The organism is Vibrio sp. Vb0888 (assembly GCF_033338835.1).
GTDB lineage: Bacteria > Pseudomonadota > Gammaproteobacteria > Enterobacterales > Vibrionaceae > Vibrio > Vibrio alginolyticus.
The window spans coordinates 202,351-219,792 of the sequence record NZ_JAWOTL010000001.1 but is presented as its reverse complement, the minus strand read 5'-3'; the positions used below and the strand labels follow the sequence as shown (position 1 = coordinate 219,792).

The following is a 17,442-nucleotide window of genomic DNA, read 5'->3' as shown; positions in this document are numbered from 1 at the left end:
GTGTTCTACGGAGAGGCAATGAAGAAATTTGATGAGCTGTATGCAATTGCGACGAGAAAATCTCAATATGACCAAACCAATACTTGGTTTAAAGGTGTAGAGACTTATCTGGAGGCCATTGGCAAAGAAGTTGATGAAGTCCGCGAAGAGATTCGTGAGGATCGCCTTTGTCATTTGGAAGACGAGTTAGGCGATGTGTTGTGGAACTATCTTAACGTATTAAAAGCGTTGGAAAGAGAAAAGGGGATAGATCCTGAGAAAGTACTCGAAAGAGCCTGCAACAAATACGATCAGCGTGTATCTGCGATTGAGTCGGGACGCAGTTGGGATGAAATAAAACAGCAGCAGAAACAAGCCTTGAACGCAGAGCATGAAGTCGCGCAGTTAGAAGATGTAAAGAGCCAATAACTGCGCTTGGTATTGAAAGGATAGATTAATAGGGAATACCTAGTCAGCCCTTGGAGCTGTTGACCAACAGTAGGTCACAAGGTGGTTGGTCAAGTAACGTGTCTACAGTGCTGCCAGACCAAAATTGGGATGACATGCTTCGTTTACATGCACCCATAATCAAAATCGCTGCTTGTGATTGCTTAACTGCTTTTGGTAACGCCGTTTCAGGGTTTCCTTCCGGTAATAGTAATGGAACTCGCGTTAACTTTTGCGCAGTAATAAAATCTGTAATGCCTGCTTTTTGATTGCTTAATATCTCTGCACGATAGCGAGAGAGGTATGGCGCGACGTATCGGCAGTAAACGAGCGTCATTTTCCCGCTTAAGGTTTGTTCTAATTTTGAGCCTCGCGAGACGATGGCTTTATCTACTATCGACTTTTCATCCCCTCGATGAAGTGGGTCGATTGCACAAAGCATGTTGGCGTGAGAAGGCCATGACCGCTCACTCAGTAGCAACAAGTCGCAATCTTGTTGTGCTAGTTCTGTGAGCATCGTTTGAATCTCGTGTTTGTTAAAGTGTCCCACGAGCAGTAAGTCAGTGTGGTCAACAAGTCGTTTCGCAACTTGCTCAACCCAATGGCTCCCTTTGAAATGCTCGTAAGAGAGCGTTGGTGTTTCAAGCTCTTCTTCTTCACAAAGTTCGACAATTAATGCGTTGAACTTTAAGGTCCAAGCTTCAAACTCAGCTTGTCTTTTTTCTATATGGTCAGAGTTGAAACTGAGAAAATGAGCGAATGCGTGATCTTCACTTCGGCGATGGTCTTCCACTAAAACTACAATAGGCTGAGCCAGCGCTGTCGAAAATTGAATCACTTTACGAAGCACCTTACGACTTGGTAAGGCGGCCTGCTGAGTCAGAAAAAATACAGGTGCCATTGATTACTCCATTATCAAACAAGGCGAATGAGCCTGACACACATTCAAGTCTATACCATGAACTGATGCAGAGGCGTTTTGTTTCTGCGAGCGAAATATAAATTCCGCAATTAAGTCAACTATCGCCTAGAATTTTAACATCAAGAATTCATGCCTTCGGATAGCACATATCGTCAATACGGCGAATGTGGTAGTGAAAGCTATAGGTAAAAGTAATGATAGATTCCAACCAATTGCAAATTAACCGCAAAGTGCCACATTTGCTTGCTGAGATCATTAAAGCGATAGAATCGACCGAAGACTTGAGCTTTTTGAAAGACTATCAAGAAGCACAGATTGCGAACATTTTGGAATCGGTCAACATTGCTTACCGTAAGCGTGTCATAGAAGCAGTGCCGCCTGAGAAGTATTGGACGGTATTAAATTTGCTCCGATACGACACCGCCAAGCACATTCATCAATCACTCAATAAAGACTTACAACATGAACGCTTGGCGTACATAACGGATTCAGAACTGATCATCTTTGCGGACTTTCTACCGACCGAGTTTGTGGATGAGTACCTTATCGACCAAAATGAAGAGTCGGTCGCGCATATCCAACAAGCATTGTCGTATGAAGACAACAAAGTTGGACGTTATGCCGAGCCTCACTTTCTGGTCGCAAACCCTAAAAACAGCGTAGGAGGCATCAAAACCGAGCTGCTAAAACGCGGGCAAAGTCCTGTGCGGTTGATTATTGTGCGTGATGCAAGTGGTGTGATTGGTACGATAGAGCCGCATACCCTGTTGCTGCACGAAAATCATATCAAACTTACCGACTTGACCGTAGTTACGCCAATTCTAGAAGATATTCAAACGATTCAAAGCGTCAGCAAACAAGTCTCGATTGATGGTGGAGCACATTGGTTTCCTATCATGGCTGGTGGCAAAATTATGGGCGTCTTGTCGATGGCGACCATTGCGATTACGTTGCGCGAACTCAGCCTACAAGCTGTAGTGGCAGAAAACGTACGAAGCGAAGAAGATTTGTTCACACCATTAAGCGTGGCGACAAGGCTAAGAGCACTTTGGTTGGTGATTAACTTGCTGACCGCTTTCGTAGCCTCCGCCATCATTGGGCTTTTTGATAATGTGGTCGAGCAAGTCGTTGCGCTTGCGATCTTAATGCCCGTTGTGGCGAGTATGGGCGGCATCGCGGGTAGCCAAACCTTAGCGGTGGCCATTCGAGGTATCGCACTAAACCACTTGCACCAAAGTAACTTGAAGCTATTGGTGAATAAGGAATTAAAAATCGCCACCATTAATGGTTTAATTATGGGATTGGTGATCGCGGGTGTCGTTTACATGGTGTTTGACTCTTTGCCATTGGCGCTTATTATTTGCTGTGCCATTTTCCTCAATAGTTTGGCGGCCGCGGCATCGGGTACGTTGATACCATTCACGTTGAAAAAGTTTAACATTGACCCCGCCGTGGCTGGCTCGGTAGTATTGACGACCGTTACCGATGTCGTTGGTTTCTTTGCGTTCTTAGGCTTAGGTGCCATTTTCTTGATATAAATATCCAATTGACGCGTTAACTAGCAGAACCAATCGCACCATTTCCCAACCCAGTATTTTGGGCGAGCTTGCTTCACTCAGCATTCCTCCGTTTTCCATAACCGATGAACACGTCGTTTCGGTTCTTACTTTGTATATCTCTTCACTGCCCAGTTCTATTCCCCAAATTTCCCACTACCGATCTCGCTTAACGCTGGCGTGCCAAATGCCAATTTCAAACGCCAGATGATGCCCATTTTCCTGGCTGTACACGCATTACTTCACTCAAACAAAAAATAAGGAAAAGATTTTGAATAAACTTATCGTATTCTCTGGTGGTCCCGGTGCAGGGAAAACTTCGGTAATCGAACAGCTAAAAACACAAGGTTTTATCTGCGCGCCAGAAACCGGCCGTCAAATAATACAAACGCAGGTTGCCAATCACGGTTCAGCATTACCTTGGAATGACAAACAAGCTTTTCGAGACGAAATGATGAAGGCAGAAGTGAGCAATTACCGAGCTTTCAATGTCCACCAAGGGAATGTGTTTTTTGATCGCAGTATTGTGGACGTATATGGCTACAGTAAGTTGGAACAACTGCCAATCTCGCATGAGCTCATCACGCATTGCCAGACGCTTCGTTATCATTCTCAAGTATTCATTTTTCCACCGTGGACGTCGATATTCAGCAACGACGAAGAGCGAAAGCAAGATTTTTCTGAAGCGGTGGCTACGTATCAACAGATGGTCAACGCTTATCACAAATTTGGTTATCAATTGATCGAAGTGCCCAAAATGTCAGTCGAAGACAGAGTAGCGTTTATTCTCGGCTCAGTCATCGAACAAGGCTGAAAGATGATTGATGCAAACAAATGCGTAAGGCGATTGTGAGCACGACAACAATATGCGTAAAGGGAGTTATTTATACTGGATAAAATTCAATAACTTAATTGAGTGTTATGTCTTTTAAATATCTTACCTTATTGCTCGCAACGACGAGCATGAGCAGCTTTGCTGATGTAGGCCTGCCTTCGGGGGATGATTGGTTAAACCATGTGACGAATGGCCTAGCCCCATATTGGATGATGGAAAGCGCGCATGGACAACCTGCGGGGAATTTTCCGACTTTTCGTTGTGATAACGGTGTCATTCTCGACCCACAAAAGCCGTGTGGAGAATTAAACAAAGGGTGGATTAGCCCGCACTTCGATCGCGAATACACCCGCATGAAATCGCGCCAAACTTACGCTTATGGCGTGCTTTTTCATCTTACGGGTGACAAGCAAGCATTAGAGCTGGCAAAGAAAGGGGCTTATTACCTGATTGATCATCTACAAGATGAGAAAAACGGCGGCTTTGTGAGCTTTACGCGTAGTGGGAAACCGGGGATGGAGTGGCAACAACGAACTTCTCAAGACCAAGCTTACGCCTTGGTGGGTTTGGCGATGTACTACTACTTGACTCAAGATCCAAAGGTCGAACAAGCGCTCATCGACCAGCAAGCGTTTATATTTAAACAATACCGACGAAGCGATGATCGCGGTCTGGCTTGGGTTTTGAAAGACGGTGATGGGGAAAGTGCGAAGCAGCAAGAGCTAGTCGCTCAACTTGACCAGATCAATGGCTATCTGTTGTTAACGGCGCCACTTTTACCAGCGCCAGCGCAAGCCAAGTGGAAGCAAGATCTGCAATGGCTGACGAAAGTGATGCTAGATAACTACCATTCCGTCAAAGAGCAGCGCTTTTATGGCGCGATACACCACAAAGCGGTAATGATGCCAGATGCGAAACACAATGATTTTGGACACACCATCAAGGCGTATTGGATGACGTATCTGACTGGTCAGTTGTTGGAAAATTCCAATTGGACAGAGTTTGGTTTCAAAGGAATGAAACACACGCTTAAGCAAGCGCAATATCAGCAAAACTTTGAGCAAGTCAAAGCACTTTTCTCACCAGAATGGCAGAGTAAATGGGCACAAGAGAGCATTCCTGCTTGGCAATCAAGACCATACAAGCACTATAGCTCGTCTTGGGAATGGGCAGAACTCGATCAAGCGGCGATGACAGTTTCTCTTGTCGATGGTTCGATGAAAGAAACGCTTCAATACACGTTACCCACTTTTATGGACGTATGGGTGGATCATCAATATGGAGGAGTCGGTCTGAGTCCTAAATCAACCAAAGCGTTCCATTGGGGAAATGGTTACCACCAGTTTGAACATGCGTTGGTCGGGTATTTGTACGCGCAACAAATGGCAAAACAGCCCGCCAAGCTTTACTACGCGCGACCAGCAGAGAATAAAATGCCACTTAATCCGTATTACTTTAGCGCAGACGTAAAATCGTTGTCGTCACAAAGTGATGGAGTCGCCACCGCGACATTCACCAATATTCGACCTTAGGTTGGTCGATGGTGATGTGTTAGTTAAAGTCCGCGTAAAAGCCAATAAAGTCCTCCGATAGCAAGGATGACTATTAGCTATCTAGGTCTGTCACTAGATAAGCTTCAAGCAGTAATTGTGTAGGTAATGACCCCTGGGCGCTTATAAAAAGCCGTCAGAACCACTGGTTTTGACGGCTTTTTATTTTATGACAGGTAGAGGATTCAATTTTCAGCGCGATAGGTCCATGAAAACTTAAGTGAGATTCCAATCACGTCGCATAGTCTCACTAGTGTCATTGGAAATAAATGAATTGTTTCTGATACATAGAACGTATTAACATGGTTGCACTGGGCCCATATGAGTAAACTTATTGAATATACAATTTGAGAGAGAGGGTTTAGTTTTAAAAAATAACAGTTAGTTGGAATCTAGGTTAAATGAAAATAAAACTATTTAAAAAGCTACAAGTTGTATTTCTTGTGGTGTCAGCATCTTTAATGGTGGGGTGTTCATCTATAGATGCGCATGCTGGTGGCGGATACGGAAAGCCGTTTTCAGGCACCGCGTTATCAGTCGCACGACAACCTTGCTATTTAAGATCTGATATTACTTCTATCGCGTTATACCCACTATCATTGATTGACATTCCTTTGTCGTTAGCAACGGACGTTGTGTTTCTTCCTGTTGATTTAGTCATGGTAGTTACGCCAACAACGAGTTATGGCGGTGTTGTTTCTCTAGGTTGTCCAAGCGGAAGCATGATCTAAAACGCTTATTTTATTCAAATAAATGGAAAGAAATGAAAGTGGAATTAAAAAGTAACTATTCAGAATCAGAAATGAACCAGCCACCATCGGTACTTCTTGTTACGTCTCTGTTGTGTTTGGCGTCCGTTTGTTGGGCTGCATTGCTGTTGGCCATTGAATATATTGTTGGGATAGAAATGAGTGGTACAGGCTTTCTTAGCACGTTAATCCCAGCCATGAGTGTTGGTTATTACTTCGGCTACAAGACTGGAGATGTAATGCCATCAAAAACAAGATGGTATGCTGTTTTACTGTGGACTTTAGCAAGTTTGGTAGTGTTCTCTCTTATCTTAATGTCGTTAGATATTTCTCCGTTTTATTTATTATCTGAGCTCGGTGGGGTAAGTATTTTTATTGCTATCATAATGCTACTAACGATTGGCATCGCCTACTTAATTTTAAAAAGTGGTGAGAAAATGGCGATTAGAGTGTTACTCAAAGCCAAGGAAAGTCAGTAGATAAAATACAACAAACGATTCAATTAGGATCATGACAAGACGCCAGCCATAATGTGCTGGCGTTTTAGTTTCCTGTTTGTAGGATTTTTTGTTTAAAAGGCAAACCCATTTATTGTGTTGTCGTTTGAGTTAATGGTTTATGCCTTGTGCGCAAGATAGCTTAGCAGGTTTATGTATCGAGAAACGTGTGTATAATTCGCCACGAATTACGATTTATAGATATGAAAGGTAAGTATGGCAGTCCTCGAAATTCTCTCAATTCCTGATCCAAGGCTTAAAGTAAAAGCAGAAAAAGTCACTGATGTATCGACAATACAAACGTTGATCGACGATATGCTAGAAACACTTTACGCAACGGGCAATGGTATCGGTTTAGCTTCAACCCAAGTGGGCAGAAAAGAGGCGGTTGTTGTCATCGATATCTCTGACGAACGCAATGATCCTTTAATCTTAGTCAACCCAGAAGTGGTGAGCGGAGAAAACAAAGCACTTGGTCAAGAAGGGTGCCTATCTGTTCCTGAGTACTACGCAGATGTAGAGCGTTACACGTCAGTTGTTGTTTCTGCACTAGACCGTGATGGCAACCCGATTACAATTGAGAGCGGTGAGTTCTTGGCGATTGTGATGCAGCACGAAATTGACCACCTATCGGGTAACTTGTTTATTGATTACCTTTCACCGCTGAAGCAAAAAATGGCGATGAAAAAAGTGAAGAAGTACGTAAAATCGCAAGCTAAGTAATATGAAAGGAAGTAACTCACAACCGCGAGTTACTTCCTTGTAAATCAAGAATAGGACGGTAGGGAGAGCGGTTTATCTCTGCTTTTGGGGGACATAACGCTTTACGACCTTCATAAGCTTCTGAAATGAAGAACAGTCCATATGTGACTCATGAGGGCAGGTGGCAACATGGTTTAGGCTGTCTCGCACCGCTTTCAAACGTTTTATTTGCTCATCAATCTCAAGTGCCTTTTTCGTTAGTAAGTCACGATCGATATATGGCTTTGAAACTTCTGATTGATTCAACATTTCTGCCATTTCGTTAAGCGATATTCCAGCGATACGCCCCAAACTAATTAAATTGAGTGTATTGAGTACCTCTGGTGAATATTGGCGTCTCAATCCATTCCTTCCTATCGAGCGAATTAACCCCAGCTGTTCGTAGTACCTGAGCGTTGAAGTCGGCAATCCTGATTTTCTAACCACTTCTGCAATATCCATATTATTCCCCATTGACTTCAAGTTGGCTTTAAGTTGTAGCATGCAACTAAGACCTTAACAAATCAAAAACTTGAGGAGAGAAAAATGCTGCTTTTAATGGGATTGCAAGCGGTGCTAATAGGGATTGGTGCCACTTTGATAATGGATTTATGGGCATGGTTACAAAGGAGAGTGTTTGGTATTCCTTCATTAAACTATGCGTTGGTTGCGCGCTGGGTTTTGTACATGCCCCAAGGAAAGCTTATGCATGCGCCAATTATGGCGTCAGAGGCGATGCCGGGAGAAAAGTCACTTGGCTGGTTTTTGCATTATGCCATCGGCGTTACTTTCGCTTTGGCTCACGTTACTGTTTTTGGTCATCATTGGTTGGTAGAGCCCAGTCTAATGCCCAGCTTAATTACAGGCGTGGTAACGTTGATCTTCCCATTTTTGGTCATTCAACCTTGTCTAGGATTTGGTTTTGCTGCGAGTAAAACCCCAACACCTTGGAAAGCCCGTTTTCTTAGCACATTGGCGCATTTGGGTTATGGTTTGGGTTTATTCATAGCCGGGTTTGCAATCAAAGTTACGAGCCAGTATTTTGCATAGAGAACATGAGCATCATGCAAACGAGTGGCTTTTATCTATGATGCTCAACTCTTGGTTGTTTTTTGCGCTTTGATCATAGTTGACCGATATGTCTAAAGTCTGTTGCATTTATCCAAGACGTAAAGTCGGCGGACATTTAACATTGCCTTAACGTCAGAATGGCAAGCGGTTTACCAAGAAAAACTAAAATTATCTGGTTTGACATAAAGAATATTAAGGGTTTCAGATGGCTTCAAAAGTGGCAGGGATATCAATACTGAGTTTATTGGCAGCGCCAGTTGCGATGGGAGAAACAGCCAGTGCTTATGATTTATGTTTGCTAGACAAAATAAAGCAAAGCAAAGGTGAAGAAACCATAAAGAGCATTCGCGCGCAGTGTGAGCTTGACACAGTAACCAGCACAGTGCCCGCAGATCCAGAAATTGAAGAGCCTGAAGAACTTCAGGAAAGTTTGGTCGACAAGCGTTTGGAATCAGAACGAGAAAACGCGTTCGAACCGTTTAGCCTAGTCGCGCATCGCGTTAACTATATTCTTCCGTTTACATACAGTGATCGTGTAAATAAACGCGCGTATGCCGACACCAAATACGGCGATGAACTGCGTAAGGAAGAGGCGGAGTTCCAAATCAGTTTTAAAGTACCAATGAACTATGATGACTTGTTGTTTGATGGAGATGGTCTGTTTTTTGGAATGACTCTTAAATCATTTTGGCAGGTATACACGGGTGCAGCATCTCGTCCATTCCGTGAAACCAATTATCGTCCAGAGCTTTTTTACTACACCCCAACAGACTGGAAACCACTTGATGGTTCGACTTGGTTAGGTTTTGGTATTGAACATGAGTCTAACGGTCAGAGACAGGAGCTATCGCGCAGTTGGAACCGTGTCTATGCCAACTTAACCTTTGCAAAAGACAATTTTGCGGTTTCTATCCAGCCTTGGTGGCGTATACCTGAAGATGAAAAGACATCGCCTAATGATCCCAAAGGTGATGATAACCCGGATATCGAAGACTATATGGGACACTTTGAGCTATCGAGTGCTTACAAGTGGAATGGTTACGAGTTTACCTTTTTAGGTCGCCAGAACTTTCAAACACATAAGGGTTTTGCAGAACTGGGTGTGTCATTTCCGATTTGGGGCAAAGTTCAGGGGTACGCACAATACTCAGCGGGTTATGGTAAGAGCTTGATCGACTATGATCATAATCAGCAGCGGATTGGTGTTGGTATTGCAATCAACGGTGTTTTGTAGTTTTTCGTAGATGGATAGAAATTAACACTGGCAATTGAAATTTCAATATTTAGAATGCGAGGCTGAAATTGATTTCTAACCTAGAGTGATTTTATGCTTCGTGATTACACCTTCGATTGTCTTGTAACTATGCCTCGCCATGAGCTGGAAGAGTTTAGTGCTCGTATGATCAGTAAAATGGTGCCAGAAGACGTGATGAATGAGCTGTTCACTTTTGATCAAGAAGAAGTGGATAGTGAAGACCGCATGTTGTCTGCACGTCTTGATGCAATGCTACGCATGACAGCAATCGCACTGAGTGAAATTCAACAAGCGTTTGATGACTCAGACAACGCAAAGCAAAATAGCGAGCGAATGACGCGATTGGTGCTTTGGCATTTCTACGCGATCTCATTCCGTTTGGAAGAGGCCATCACGCTAGAAACACACTGTGCGCTAGTGGAAAAACTAATCGAAAATGCACCTTCGGATGTTTTTGCGTGGGTAAAAACATTGACGGAGCTGCTGCACACTTACGCTGAAATCAACGCGAAAGAGAATCCTCAAGACTAAACACCTGTCGTTTATCGTTCAGTAAATTAGAAACAAGGCGAGCCATTTGGATCGCCTTGTTTTTTCGCGTCAGATAAACCTTCGGGTTTGAAATACCAAACAAGCCTAGACTCAGATTTGTTCGTTCACTAGCGAACGGCGTGATTCCTTCTTACACTAAATCAAGGTGTTTGTTGCTAAACAAGCAAATGCATGACTAAGTCGTGTATTATTTTCCACTTAAATGCGGATAATTTATGTCGAAGAACCTTCTGGTTTTTAAATTGGAACCGACTATTGAGCGTGTACGCTTTCCAGCTGAGCTTCATCTATCTAAAGGAAGTGAACGATGGATCCGTTAACGCAAGGTTTATTGGGTGCAGCTTTGCCACTGGCGGTGAGCAACAAGCGAAACCTTGCAGTTGTTGGCGTGTTGGGCGTGGTCTCTGGGATGGCTCCGGATTTAGATGTGCTAATCCGTTCTTCAACTGATCCTTTGCTGTATTTGGAATACCATCGCCAATTTACTCACTCGCTCTTGTTTATCCCGTTTGGTAGTTTCATTTGTGCTTTGTTGTTGTATCCATTGTTCGCAAAAAAGCGAGGACTAAGCTTCCGGCAGAGTTGGTTTTACTGCGCGCTTGGTTATAGTACCCATGCGTTATTAGACGCATGCACCAGTTATGGAACACAGCTTCTATGGCCGATAAGCAACACGCGTTATGCTTGGAACACTATTTCGGTAATCGACCCCGCGTTCACACTCCCTATTTTAATATTGCTTTTGTTTGTTGCACTGAAGCGAAGCCCAAACTATGCCCGCATTGCATTTTTATGGTGCCTGGCTTACCTAAGTCTTGGAACGATACAACGAGATAGAGCAGAAGTAGCTGGTTGGGAAATCGTCAAAGAGCGACAACACAACGCTATACAATTAAAAGCCAAACCAAGTTTCAGCAATCTTTTGGTTTGGAAACTAATTTATGAAACGGAAGAGAGCTACTATGTAGATGCCGTAAGGGTGGGGCGTTCAATAAAAATTTACCCTGGCGAATCAACTCCAAAGTTAAATATAAAAGAGCAATTTCCGTGGCTAAACCCGCAATCGCAACAAGCAAGAGACATCGAACGTTTCCGTTGGTTTTCAAACGGTTTTGTAGCGACGGATCCGAATAATGAAATGCGAATTGTTGATATGCGTTATTCCATCGTACCAAACCAAATTAATGCGTTATGGGGCATCAATCTATCCCCAAAAGCCAGCGCAGACGCGCACGTTGAATACACTGCTCATCGAGGAAGTACTGCAGAAGATCGCCAAGTTTTTTTCAACATGCTTACGGATTTTGAGTGATGGTTTTACTTTGGATGTCGATGCGGTTTCGTAATAACTATTACGCAGACTGAAAGTCCTTTACTAGGGTCGGCTTGCTAGCGAAGAAAATCTTGCCAAACAGGGACTTGTACTTCCAGCCAAGAGACAAAAGCCGTTTAGCTAAGTTCTTGTTTTCAATGATTGCAACCTCAACACCTTGGTAGTGGTAAGGATTGCTTTTGATGTAGTCGATAAATGCAGTAAGCACGCCTTGCCCGCGAACGGAGGGTGCAAAGTTGACTGCTACAATAGAAAAGCGTTGGCTACCTGCTGGGCAACGGACTAAACAGTGCCCAAGAGGATGAGTAATAGTCTCAGAAAATTCAGGAAAAGGGCGAGACTCAAGCTCTTGAGAAAGCGCATCGTATCGCTGACATAGATAAGAAAATAGTTGTTTCGCTTCGCTGTTCATATCGGTGCCGCTTTTGTGTTGCTTGGTTTGAAGGCATTGATGTCTCAAGCATTGTAACCATAGATAGCAACACAAAACGCGGTAAACTTTTTCAGTAATGATTTCCTATTTTTGAAACCTTAATTGTTACAAATGAAGTTGATTGGGTTTTATATGGTAGTTGTGAACGAGTGTTTCTAGTTGAAGGGAGAATACGCTCGTTACTGGATTCTTACTGGAATTCCTTTGTTAAAAGGCGAGCTGCTTGGTTTAATGCCGCTCGTTTAACTGCGAGTGGCATCTTTTGTATTTCGTCACCTTGTACAGCGACGATGGGACATGATGTGGGATCTTCTATCCTAGCTCTTCATGGTCTAAATTATCTCATTAACCACTCAGAGCTAGATTCTTAGTCTCGCCAAGGCTCGCTGGACTGACACAAAAACATCGTTAAACTCCTGTTATTAAATTATTTGGTCCGCCTTTGCTTACTTTTGAACGCTTAACTAGGCGTTACTCCAAGTGCTTAAATTGCAATGCCACAAGTCGCTGATACAACTCACAGCTTTGCATTAATGATTGGTGGTTACCAACATCGACTAACTCGCCATTGTCGAGCACCGCAATTTTATCCGCATGTTGGATAGTCGAAAGACGATGAGCAATAATCAACGTTGTGCGTCCTTTCATTAGAGCTTCAAGTGCTTGCTGAACGTGATGTTCACTTTCACTATCAAGGGCGCTGGTAGCTTCGTCTAGCAGTAAGATTTTTGGATCTTTTAGAATCGCGCGAGCAATCGCAATGCGCTGCTTTTGTCCGCCCGATAGCCTAACGCCGCGCTCGCCTAAAAAGCTGTGATAGCCTTCGGGAAGCTTCTCAATAAACTCATGGGCATGGGCTTTTTTCGCGGCTTCGATAACTTGTTCATCCGTCGCTTTAGGATTACCGTAGCGAATATTATGGAAAACATCATGGCTAAACAGCGCTGGTTGTTGTGGTACGAGCGCCATTTGACGTCGAAGTTCGTTTGGGTCGAACTGTCGAATATCTTCACCACCAAATAACACTTGCCCTTGCTGTGGGTCATAAAATCGTTGCAGCAGTTCGAATAGTGTTGTTTTACCTGCACCAGAAGGGCCGACTAACGCCAGTACTTTTCCTTGTTCAGCGGTTAGATTTAATTCTTTGATTGCTGGTTGATTTAGGCGAGAAGGGTAGTTGAAACTCACCGAATTAAAGTTAATCTCAGCAGGCATGTCGGAACGGACAGGCAAATGGTTGCTTGGCGCTTTAATATCACTGTCTACTTGAAGGATCTCAATCAGCCGTTCGGTAGCACCTGCGGCTCTTTGCAATTCACCCATGACTTCGGAAATGGTTGCAGTCGATGAGGCAACCATAATGGCATAAAACACAAATGCGGCTAGGTCACCCGCAGACATTTTTCCGTGAATCACATCGCTGCCGCCTACCCAAAGCATGCCTGAAATCGCGCTGAACACAATCACAATAACGCCTGATATCAGGATCGCGCGCTGTTTTACTCTCTGTCTGCCTATTTCATAAGCTTTTTCCACCTCGACAGCGAAAGCCGCTTGTTCATGCGACTCTGAGCTAAAACTTTGCACGGTTTTAATATGTTCTATCGCTTCTCCAGCGTAGCTGCCAACATCAGCCATTGAGTCCTGACTTTGACGAGAGAGCGCACGCACACGTCGTCCATAAAACAAAATTGGTACCAAAACCAAAGGCACAGAAGCAAGCACAATCAGCGTGAGCTTAACGTTGGTAGCGAATAACATAATGATGGCACCAAAGCACATCAAAGCGCTACGCATCGCCATTGAGAACGATGAACCGATAATGCTTTGCAGCAATGTGGTATCGGTAGTCAGGCGCGACATTATGTCGCCACTACTGTTAGTCTCAAAATAGCTCGGATGCAGCGTAATCACATGGTTAAACACCGCAAGGCGAATATCCGCACTAACGCGCTCACCTACGGCAGAGACAAGGTAAAAGCGAAAGAAAGTCCCAATGGCAATACACAATGTGACACCGACAATAAACTGAATCGCATTGGTGAGCTCTTGCAATGATTGCTGAGCAAAGCCTTGGTCGATAAGAATGCGCACTCCATAGCCAACGGATAACGTCAAACTTGCTGTCGCGACAAGGGCAACCAAGGCTGCCGCAACCCGCCATTTATAAGGTGCAATAAAGGTGTTGAGTTTAAGAAGAATGCTGAGATTTTTGTTATTTTTTCTGCTCATGAGTGACTCACAAAGCGTTTTAGGTACCTGGCATAGTAAGCCAGTTTGGTTGGTGAGACCAGCGAACTGCCGCTTTCGGATTAGGAAATTAACTGGGATAACCAATATCGCATGTATATCGAAAATCACTTAAACGTCTAAGAGGCTAGAATCAGCTTTTAGTTCGGAGGGGGTTACGCACGGCTTTTGGCGAGTAGCAGGTCGACTTTTCCTTTGGCTGTTTTACTGACCGTTTGCATCAACTGAAAACTTGGTTTTTCGACGCCTGAGTTTTCTATCCCTTCGACCATTAAGAGCCAAAGCTTGGCTGTCATTTGCGCATCGGCTAGTGCACGGTGGAAAACGCCGTCGTTGTCGATATTTTTATAGCGAACAAGTTCACTTAACTTATGTGATGGGGCATCTTGAATGAGCCGTCTTGCCACCAGTAAGGTGCAAGCAAACTCACCCGAATAACCACAGTTGATTCGTTCAAGCTCTGCATCTAAAAATCGTTTATCGAAGGACGCGTTGTGAGCGATAAGGTTCTCGCCAGCAATGAACTCACTAAATGACGCCATTACCTCTTCGCAGCTTGGTGCCGATCGCAACATATTGTTGGTAATGCCGGTGTAGTTCTCAATGAAAGAACTCACTCTGAAACCGGGATTCATGAGTTGCTGAAAACTATCGACAACCTCGCCATTGACTAACTTTACTGCACCAATTTCTATTGCGCGATCACCTAAAGTAGGAGAGAGACCTGTGGTTTCAAAGTCGAGTACGACCACAGAGTTTGCTTGAGGCATAAAATTTCCAGCTGAGTAATATTGCGCAAGAGTATTATCGAAAGCGACAGAAAAAGAAAGGCGAACACAATGGTGAATATCTGTCTATCTTTACTCCACAAAGTCAGTATTCGTCGTCCACTGTTTATGGACAGGTACGTTCTGGCTTACCCATCGCGGCTTGTGCGGTAGCCTTATATTTCAAATGTTTTTCGGCTTTTCGATTCATTTCAATTAAGCATTAACTTTCGATACAACATACTGATTATAAATTGATTTTATAAATCAACTTCGGCATCATTCACGGCTTGATTTTGAGGATGAATATCATCACAGCAAAAAATTAGAACAATTTATAATGCGAGGCTAGGGAACGATGGAAACAATAAAAAATCACTATTTAGATATACCTGAAGAAAGAAAATTGCGTATTTTTCGTGAGGAAGATGAAGATTTTTACAACTTCTGGGAAGAAATGCTTGATGAAAAACAATCTTTTTATCAGCAACCTCTCAAAAGAATGAAAGGCGACGCTTGGTATTCGCTTGATTCATTCTTCACTGCTTCAAAATACGGACAACATCAGGCCTCGCCAGCTTATATAAAAAGAGCGCTTGAGTTACTGAATAACGTGTACTTGCTGGCCAATCATTCAGACAAAGTGGTTGAATTCTCCGTTGGGCACCGACATTTTTCGGAAGTAGGTAACCGTTCTATTGCAGGGGGAACGATGGATGCTTGGTTGGATGAAATCTGTTTAGCGATGGCCGCGAGAGATTGGCGCTGCGTAGAGCTGATGACCATCATGGATGAGTCGTTAGTGCGTTTAAAAGATCCATTCGATGTTGCGCTAGTCGAGTTCGTTAACGGTGTATTTAGCAATTCATCAGCGTTACCAGAGTTATTGCAAACTGTGATGGAGAAATCCTCCCCGCAATACTTAGAATCAACCAGAGTGCCATATGTACACTCTTTGTTTATTCCATTTGTGAATGTGTTTGTTGCCATTATCGATGGCGATGAGGCACATTATCAAGAGGCACTGAGGGATGCGTTAGAGGCGCATTACCAGTTCTACATAAATGAAGATGTTCGCTATTCGCCAAAAGGAAATGTTTCTCTGAAACTGATTGGTCTTGCTGCATTGGCATACGATAAGTATGGCTGGACAATTCCAGAAACCGCATATTTGCCAAAGTGGCTCGTTTACGGTGAGCATGATCTCTGTTCTAAATAAATCATTAGTAGAACACCTTATGTAGTGTCTGCGGCAATGCCGTTCGATGAAAGGTTGGCGCAGCTGCGGGCTCTGTTTGAGCGAACAAAACAAATCTACAAGATCATTGGGCTTTGTTGCGTAATTCGATGGAACTAAATCAGGAAGTTACGATCTGATCGGCTACATCAGTTAATCATCGTAGCCTTATGCCGAAACCTTGTTACAAAACAACTAACTGGACACAGGCGGCTTTTCGATTCATTTCAATTAAGTATTGCTTTTCGATATAAGATACTGATTATAAATTGATTTCATAAAACAACTTCGGCATCATTCAATGCTTGATTTTGAGGATGATTATCATCACGGCAAAAATTAGAACAACTTATAATGCGAGGCTAGGGAACGATGGAACCAATGAAAAATCACTATTTAGAGATACCTGAAGAAAGAAAATTGCGTATTTTTCGTGAAGAAGACGAACGTTTCTATAGTTTTTGGGAAAAAATGCTTGATGAAAAACAATCTTTTTATCAGCAACCTCTTAAAAGAATGAAAGGCGATGCTTGGGATTCGCTTGAGGCATTCTTCACCGCTTCCGAATTCGGACAACATCAGGCCTCGCCAGCTTACATAAAAAGGGCGCTTGAGTTACTGAATAACGTGTACTTGCTGGCCAATCATTCAGAGCAAGTTGTTGAATTCTCCGTTGGGCACCGACATTTTTCGGAAGTAGGTAACCGTTCTGTTGCAGGGGGAACGATGGATGCTTGGTTGGATGAAATCTGTTTAACGATGGCCGCGAGAGATTGGCGCGGCGTAGAGCTGATGACCATCATGGATGAGTCGTTAGTGCGTTTAAAAGATCCATTCGATGTTGCGCTAGTCGAGTTCGTTAACGGTGTATTTAGCAATTCATCAGCGTTACCTGAGTTATTGCAAACTGTGATGGAGAAATCTTCTCCGCAATACTTAGAATCAACCAGAGTGCCCTATGTACATTCTTTGTTTATTCCATTTGTGAATGTGTTTGTTGCCATTATCGATGGCGATGAGGCGCATTATCAAGAAGCACTGAGAGATGCGTTAGAGGCGCATTACCAGTTCTACATGAATGAAGATGTTCGTTATTCGCCAAAAGGGAATGTTTCTTTGAAACTGATTGGTCTTGCTGCATTGGCATACGATAAGTATGGCTGGACAATTCCAGAAACCGCATATTTGCCGAAATGGCTCGTTTACGGTGAACAGGATCTTTGTTCTAAATAAATCATTAATAGAACACCTTATGTAGTGTCTGCAGC

18 protein-coding genes and 1 pseudogene are annotated in these 17,442 nt (G+C 43.4%); 14 read left to right on the top strand and 5 right to left on the bottom strand.

Annotation, left to right across the window (positions count from 1 at the left end; all coding sequences use genetic code 11):
• The first annotated feature begins 18 nt into the window (after window positions 1-18).
• Window positions 19-408, top strand: a complete 390-nt coding sequence (locus tag R7P72_RS01070) for a MazG nucleotide pyrophosphohydrolase domain-containing protein (RefSeq protein ID WP_054574607.1) — start codon at window positions 19-21, stop codon at window positions 406-408.
• Window positions 409-451: 43 nt separating this feature from the next.
• Here R7P72_RS01070 and R7P72_RS01065 read toward each other — a convergent pair whose 3' ends face one another.
• Window positions 452-1,327, bottom strand: a complete 876-nt coding sequence (locus R7P72_RS01065; protein WP_005376485.1) for a universal stress protein — start codon at window positions 1,325-1,327, stop codon at window positions 452-454.
• 215 nt (window positions 1,328-1,542) lie between these two features.
• Here R7P72_RS01065 and R7P72_RS01060 point away from each other — a divergent pair, with 215 nt between their 5' ends.
• The 6 genes from R7P72_RS01060 (at window position 1,543) to def (ending at window position 7,258) form a co-directional block, all read left to right on the top strand.
• On the top strand, window positions 1,543-2,886 hold the full coding sequence (locus R7P72_RS01060) for a magnesium transporter (protein WP_213907021.1): 1,344 nt from the start codon (window positions 1,543-1,545) through the stop codon (window positions 2,884-2,886).
• A 289-nt stretch (window positions 2,887-3,175) separates the two neighbouring features.
• The gene (locus tag R7P72_RS01055) at window positions 3,176-3,718 is read left to right on the top strand and encodes an AAA family ATPase (protein WP_170960430.1); all 543 of its coding nucleotides are present in this window, start codon (window positions 3,176-3,178) and stop codon (window positions 3,716-3,718) included.
• Between the two features lie 107 nt (window positions 3,719-3,825).
• Window positions 3,826-5,271, top strand: a complete 1,446-nt coding sequence (locus tag R7P72_RS01050; protein ID WP_085569062.1) for an AGE family epimerase/isomerase — start codon at window positions 3,826-3,828, stop codon at window positions 5,269-5,271.
• 419 nt (window positions 5,272-5,690) lie between these two features.
• Window positions 5,691-6,020, top strand: coding sequence for a YceK/YidQ family lipoprotein (locus R7P72_RS01045; RefSeq protein ID WP_005376478.1), 330 nt, complete (start codon window positions 5,691-5,693; stop codon window positions 6,018-6,020).
• A gap of 32 nt (window positions 6,021-6,052) precedes the next feature.
• Entirely contained in the window at window positions 6,053-6,517 is a 465-nt protein-coding gene (locus R7P72_RS01040; protein WP_005376477.1) for an ABZJ_00895 family protein, read from the top strand.
• A 234-nt stretch (window positions 6,518-6,751) separates the two neighbouring features.
• Entirely contained in the window at window positions 6,752-7,258 is a 507-nt protein-coding gene (gene def / locus R7P72_RS01035; RefSeq protein ID WP_005376474.1) for a peptide deformylase, read from the top strand.
• A gap of 72 nt (window positions 7,259-7,330) precedes the next feature.
• On the opposite strand, the gene R7P72_RS01030 is transcribed toward def, so the two are convergent.
• Window positions 7,331-7,738 (bottom strand): helix-turn-helix domain-containing protein, encoded by a 408-nt coding sequence (locus tag R7P72_RS01030; protein WP_031778925.1) that lies wholly within the window; start codon window positions 7,736-7,738, stop codon window positions 7,331-7,333.
• A gap of 84 nt (window positions 7,739-7,822) precedes the next feature.
• Between R7P72_RS01030 and R7P72_RS01025 the strand changes: the two genes are divergently transcribed.
• The 4 genes from R7P72_RS01025 (at window position 7,823) to R7P72_RS01010 (ending at window position 11,466) form a co-directional block, all read left to right on the top strand.
• On the top strand, window positions 7,823-8,326 hold the full coding sequence (locus R7P72_RS01025; protein WP_005376471.1) for a DUF2938 domain-containing protein: 504 nt from the start codon (window positions 7,823-7,825) through the stop codon (window positions 8,324-8,326).
• A gap of 226 nt (window positions 8,327-8,552) precedes the next feature.
• On the top strand, window positions 8,553-9,581 hold the full coding sequence (locus R7P72_RS01020; protein WP_017820977.1) for a phospholipase A: 1,029 nt from the start codon (window positions 8,553-8,555) through the stop codon (window positions 9,579-9,581).
• Between the two features lie 93 nt (window positions 9,582-9,674).
• Window positions 9,675-10,133, top strand: coding sequence for a hypothetical protein (locus R7P72_RS01015; RefSeq protein ID WP_005388759.1), 459 nt, complete (start codon window positions 9,675-9,677; stop codon window positions 10,131-10,133).
• 328 nt (window positions 10,134-10,461) lie between these two features.
• Window positions 10,462-11,466 carry a metal-dependent hydrolase gene (locus tag R7P72_RS01010; RefSeq protein WP_017820976.1) on the top strand — a complete coding sequence of 335 codons (1,005 nt, stop codon included), beginning with the start codon at window positions 10,462-10,464 and terminating at the stop codon, window positions 11,464-11,466.
• Between the two features lie 40 nt (window positions 11,467-11,506).
• Here R7P72_RS01010 and R7P72_RS01005 read toward each other — a convergent pair whose 3' ends face one another.
• From R7P72_RS01005 to R7P72_RS00995, 3 genes are all read right to left on the bottom strand, one after another.
• A complete protein-coding gene (locus R7P72_RS01005; protein ID WP_005376463.1) occupies window positions 11,507-11,899 on the bottom strand; it encodes a hypothetical protein in 393 nt (130 codons plus the stop codon).
• 492 nt (window positions 11,900-12,391) lie between these two features.
• Entirely contained in the window at window positions 12,392-14,152 is a 1,761-nt protein-coding gene (locus R7P72_RS01000; RefSeq protein ID WP_017820975.1) for an ABC transporter ATP-binding protein/permease, read from the bottom strand.
• A gap of 173 nt (window positions 14,153-14,325) precedes the next feature.
• Window positions 14,326-14,940 (bottom strand): PolC-type DNA polymerase III, encoded by a 615-nt coding sequence (locus R7P72_RS00995; protein ID WP_017820974.1) that lies wholly within the window; start codon window positions 14,938-14,940, stop codon window positions 14,326-14,328.
• Between the two features lie 355 nt (window positions 14,941-15,295).
• On the opposite strand from R7P72_RS00995, the gene R7P72_RS00990 reads away from it, so the two are divergent.
• The 3 genes and pseudogenes from R7P72_RS00990 to R7P72_RS00985 all read left to right on the top strand — a co-directional run bounded on the left by R7P72_RS00990 (window position 15,296) and on the right by R7P72_RS00985 (window position 17,407).
• Window positions 15,296-16,156, top strand: coding sequence for an immunity 49 family protein (locus R7P72_RS00990; protein WP_017820973.1), 861 nt, complete (start codon window positions 15,296-15,298; stop codon window positions 16,154-16,156).
• Window positions 16,157-16,264: pseudogene (locus tag R7P72_RS26350) on the top strand (threonine aldolase); the annotation flags it as partial.
• Between the two features lie 282 nt (window positions 16,265-16,546).
• Complete coding sequence (locus R7P72_RS00985; protein WP_017820972.1) at window positions 16,547-17,407, top strand: immunity 49 family protein; 861 nt, start codon at window positions 16,547-16,549, stop codon at window positions 17,405-17,407.
• Window positions 17,408-17,442 lie beyond the last annotated feature (35 nt).

What these genes read in the sequence shown, in the direction of transcription:
- R7P72_RS01065 (WP_005376485.1), bottom strand. Translation starts at nt 1,327, where the DNA reads ATGGCACCTGTATTTTTTCTGACTCAGCAGGCCGCCTTACCAAGTCGT.
- R7P72_RS01030 (WP_031778925.1), bottom strand. Translation starts at nt 7,738, where the DNA reads ATGGATATTGCAGAAGTGGTTAGAAAATCAGGATTGCCGACTTCAACG.
- R7P72_RS01000 (WP_017820975.1), bottom strand. Translation starts at nt 14,152, where the DNA reads ATGAGCAGAAAAAATAACAAAAATCTCAGCATTCTTCTTAAACTCAAC.
- R7P72_RS01045 (WP_005376478.1), top strand. Translation starts at nt 5,691, where the DNA reads ATGAAAATAAAACTATTTAAAAAGCTACAAGTTGTATTTCTTGTGGTG.
- R7P72_RS01020 (WP_017820977.1), top strand. Translation starts at nt 8,553, where the DNA reads ATGGCTTCAAAAGTGGCAGGGATATCAATACTGAGTTTATTGGCAGCG.
- R7P72_RS00990 (WP_017820973.1), top strand. Translation starts at nt 15,296, where the DNA reads ATGGAAACAATAAAAAATCACTATTTAGATATACCTGAAGAAAGAAAA.
- R7P72_RS00985 (WP_017820972.1), top strand. Translation starts at nt 16,547, where the DNA reads ATGGAACCAATGAAAAATCACTATTTAGAGATACCTGAAGAAAGAAAA.
- R7P72_RS01015 (WP_005388759.1), top strand. Translation starts at nt 9,675, where the DNA reads ATGCTTCGTGATTACACCTTCGATTGTCTTGTAACTATGCCTCGCCAT.
- R7P72_RS01025 (WP_005376471.1), top strand. Translation starts at nt 7,823, where the DNA reads ATGCTGCTTTTAATGGGATTGCAAGCGGTGCTAATAGGGATTGGTGCC.
- R7P72_RS01070 (WP_054574607.1), top strand. Translation starts at nt 19, where the DNA reads ATGAAGAAATTTGATGAGCTGTATGCAATTGCGACGAGAAAATCTCAA.
- R7P72_RS01050 (WP_085569062.1), top strand. Translation starts at nt 3,826, where the DNA reads ATGTCTTTTAAATATCTTACCTTATTGCTCGCAACGACGAGCATGAGC.
- def (WP_005376474.1), top strand. Translation starts at nt 6,752, where the DNA reads ATGGCAGTCCTCGAAATTCTCTCAATTCCTGATCCAAGGCTTAAAGTA.
- R7P72_RS01060 (WP_213907021.1), top strand. Translation starts at nt 1,543, where the DNA reads ATGATAGATTCCAACCAATTGCAAATTAACCGCAAAGTGCCACATTTG.
- R7P72_RS00995 (WP_017820974.1), bottom strand. Translation starts at nt 14,940, where the DNA reads ATGCCTCAAGCAAACTCTGTGGTCGTACTCGACTTTGAAACCACAGGT.
- R7P72_RS01040 (WP_005376477.1), top strand. Translation starts at nt 6,053, where the DNA reads ATGAAAGTGGAATTAAAAAGTAACTATTCAGAATCAGAAATGAACCAG.
- R7P72_RS01005 (WP_005376463.1), bottom strand. Translation starts at nt 11,899, where the DNA reads ATGAACAGCGAAGCGAAACAACTATTTTCTTATCTATGTCAGCGATAC.
- R7P72_RS01010 (WP_017820976.1), top strand. Translation starts at nt 10,462, where the DNA reads ATGGATCCGTTAACGCAAGGTTTATTGGGTGCAGCTTTGCCACTGGCG.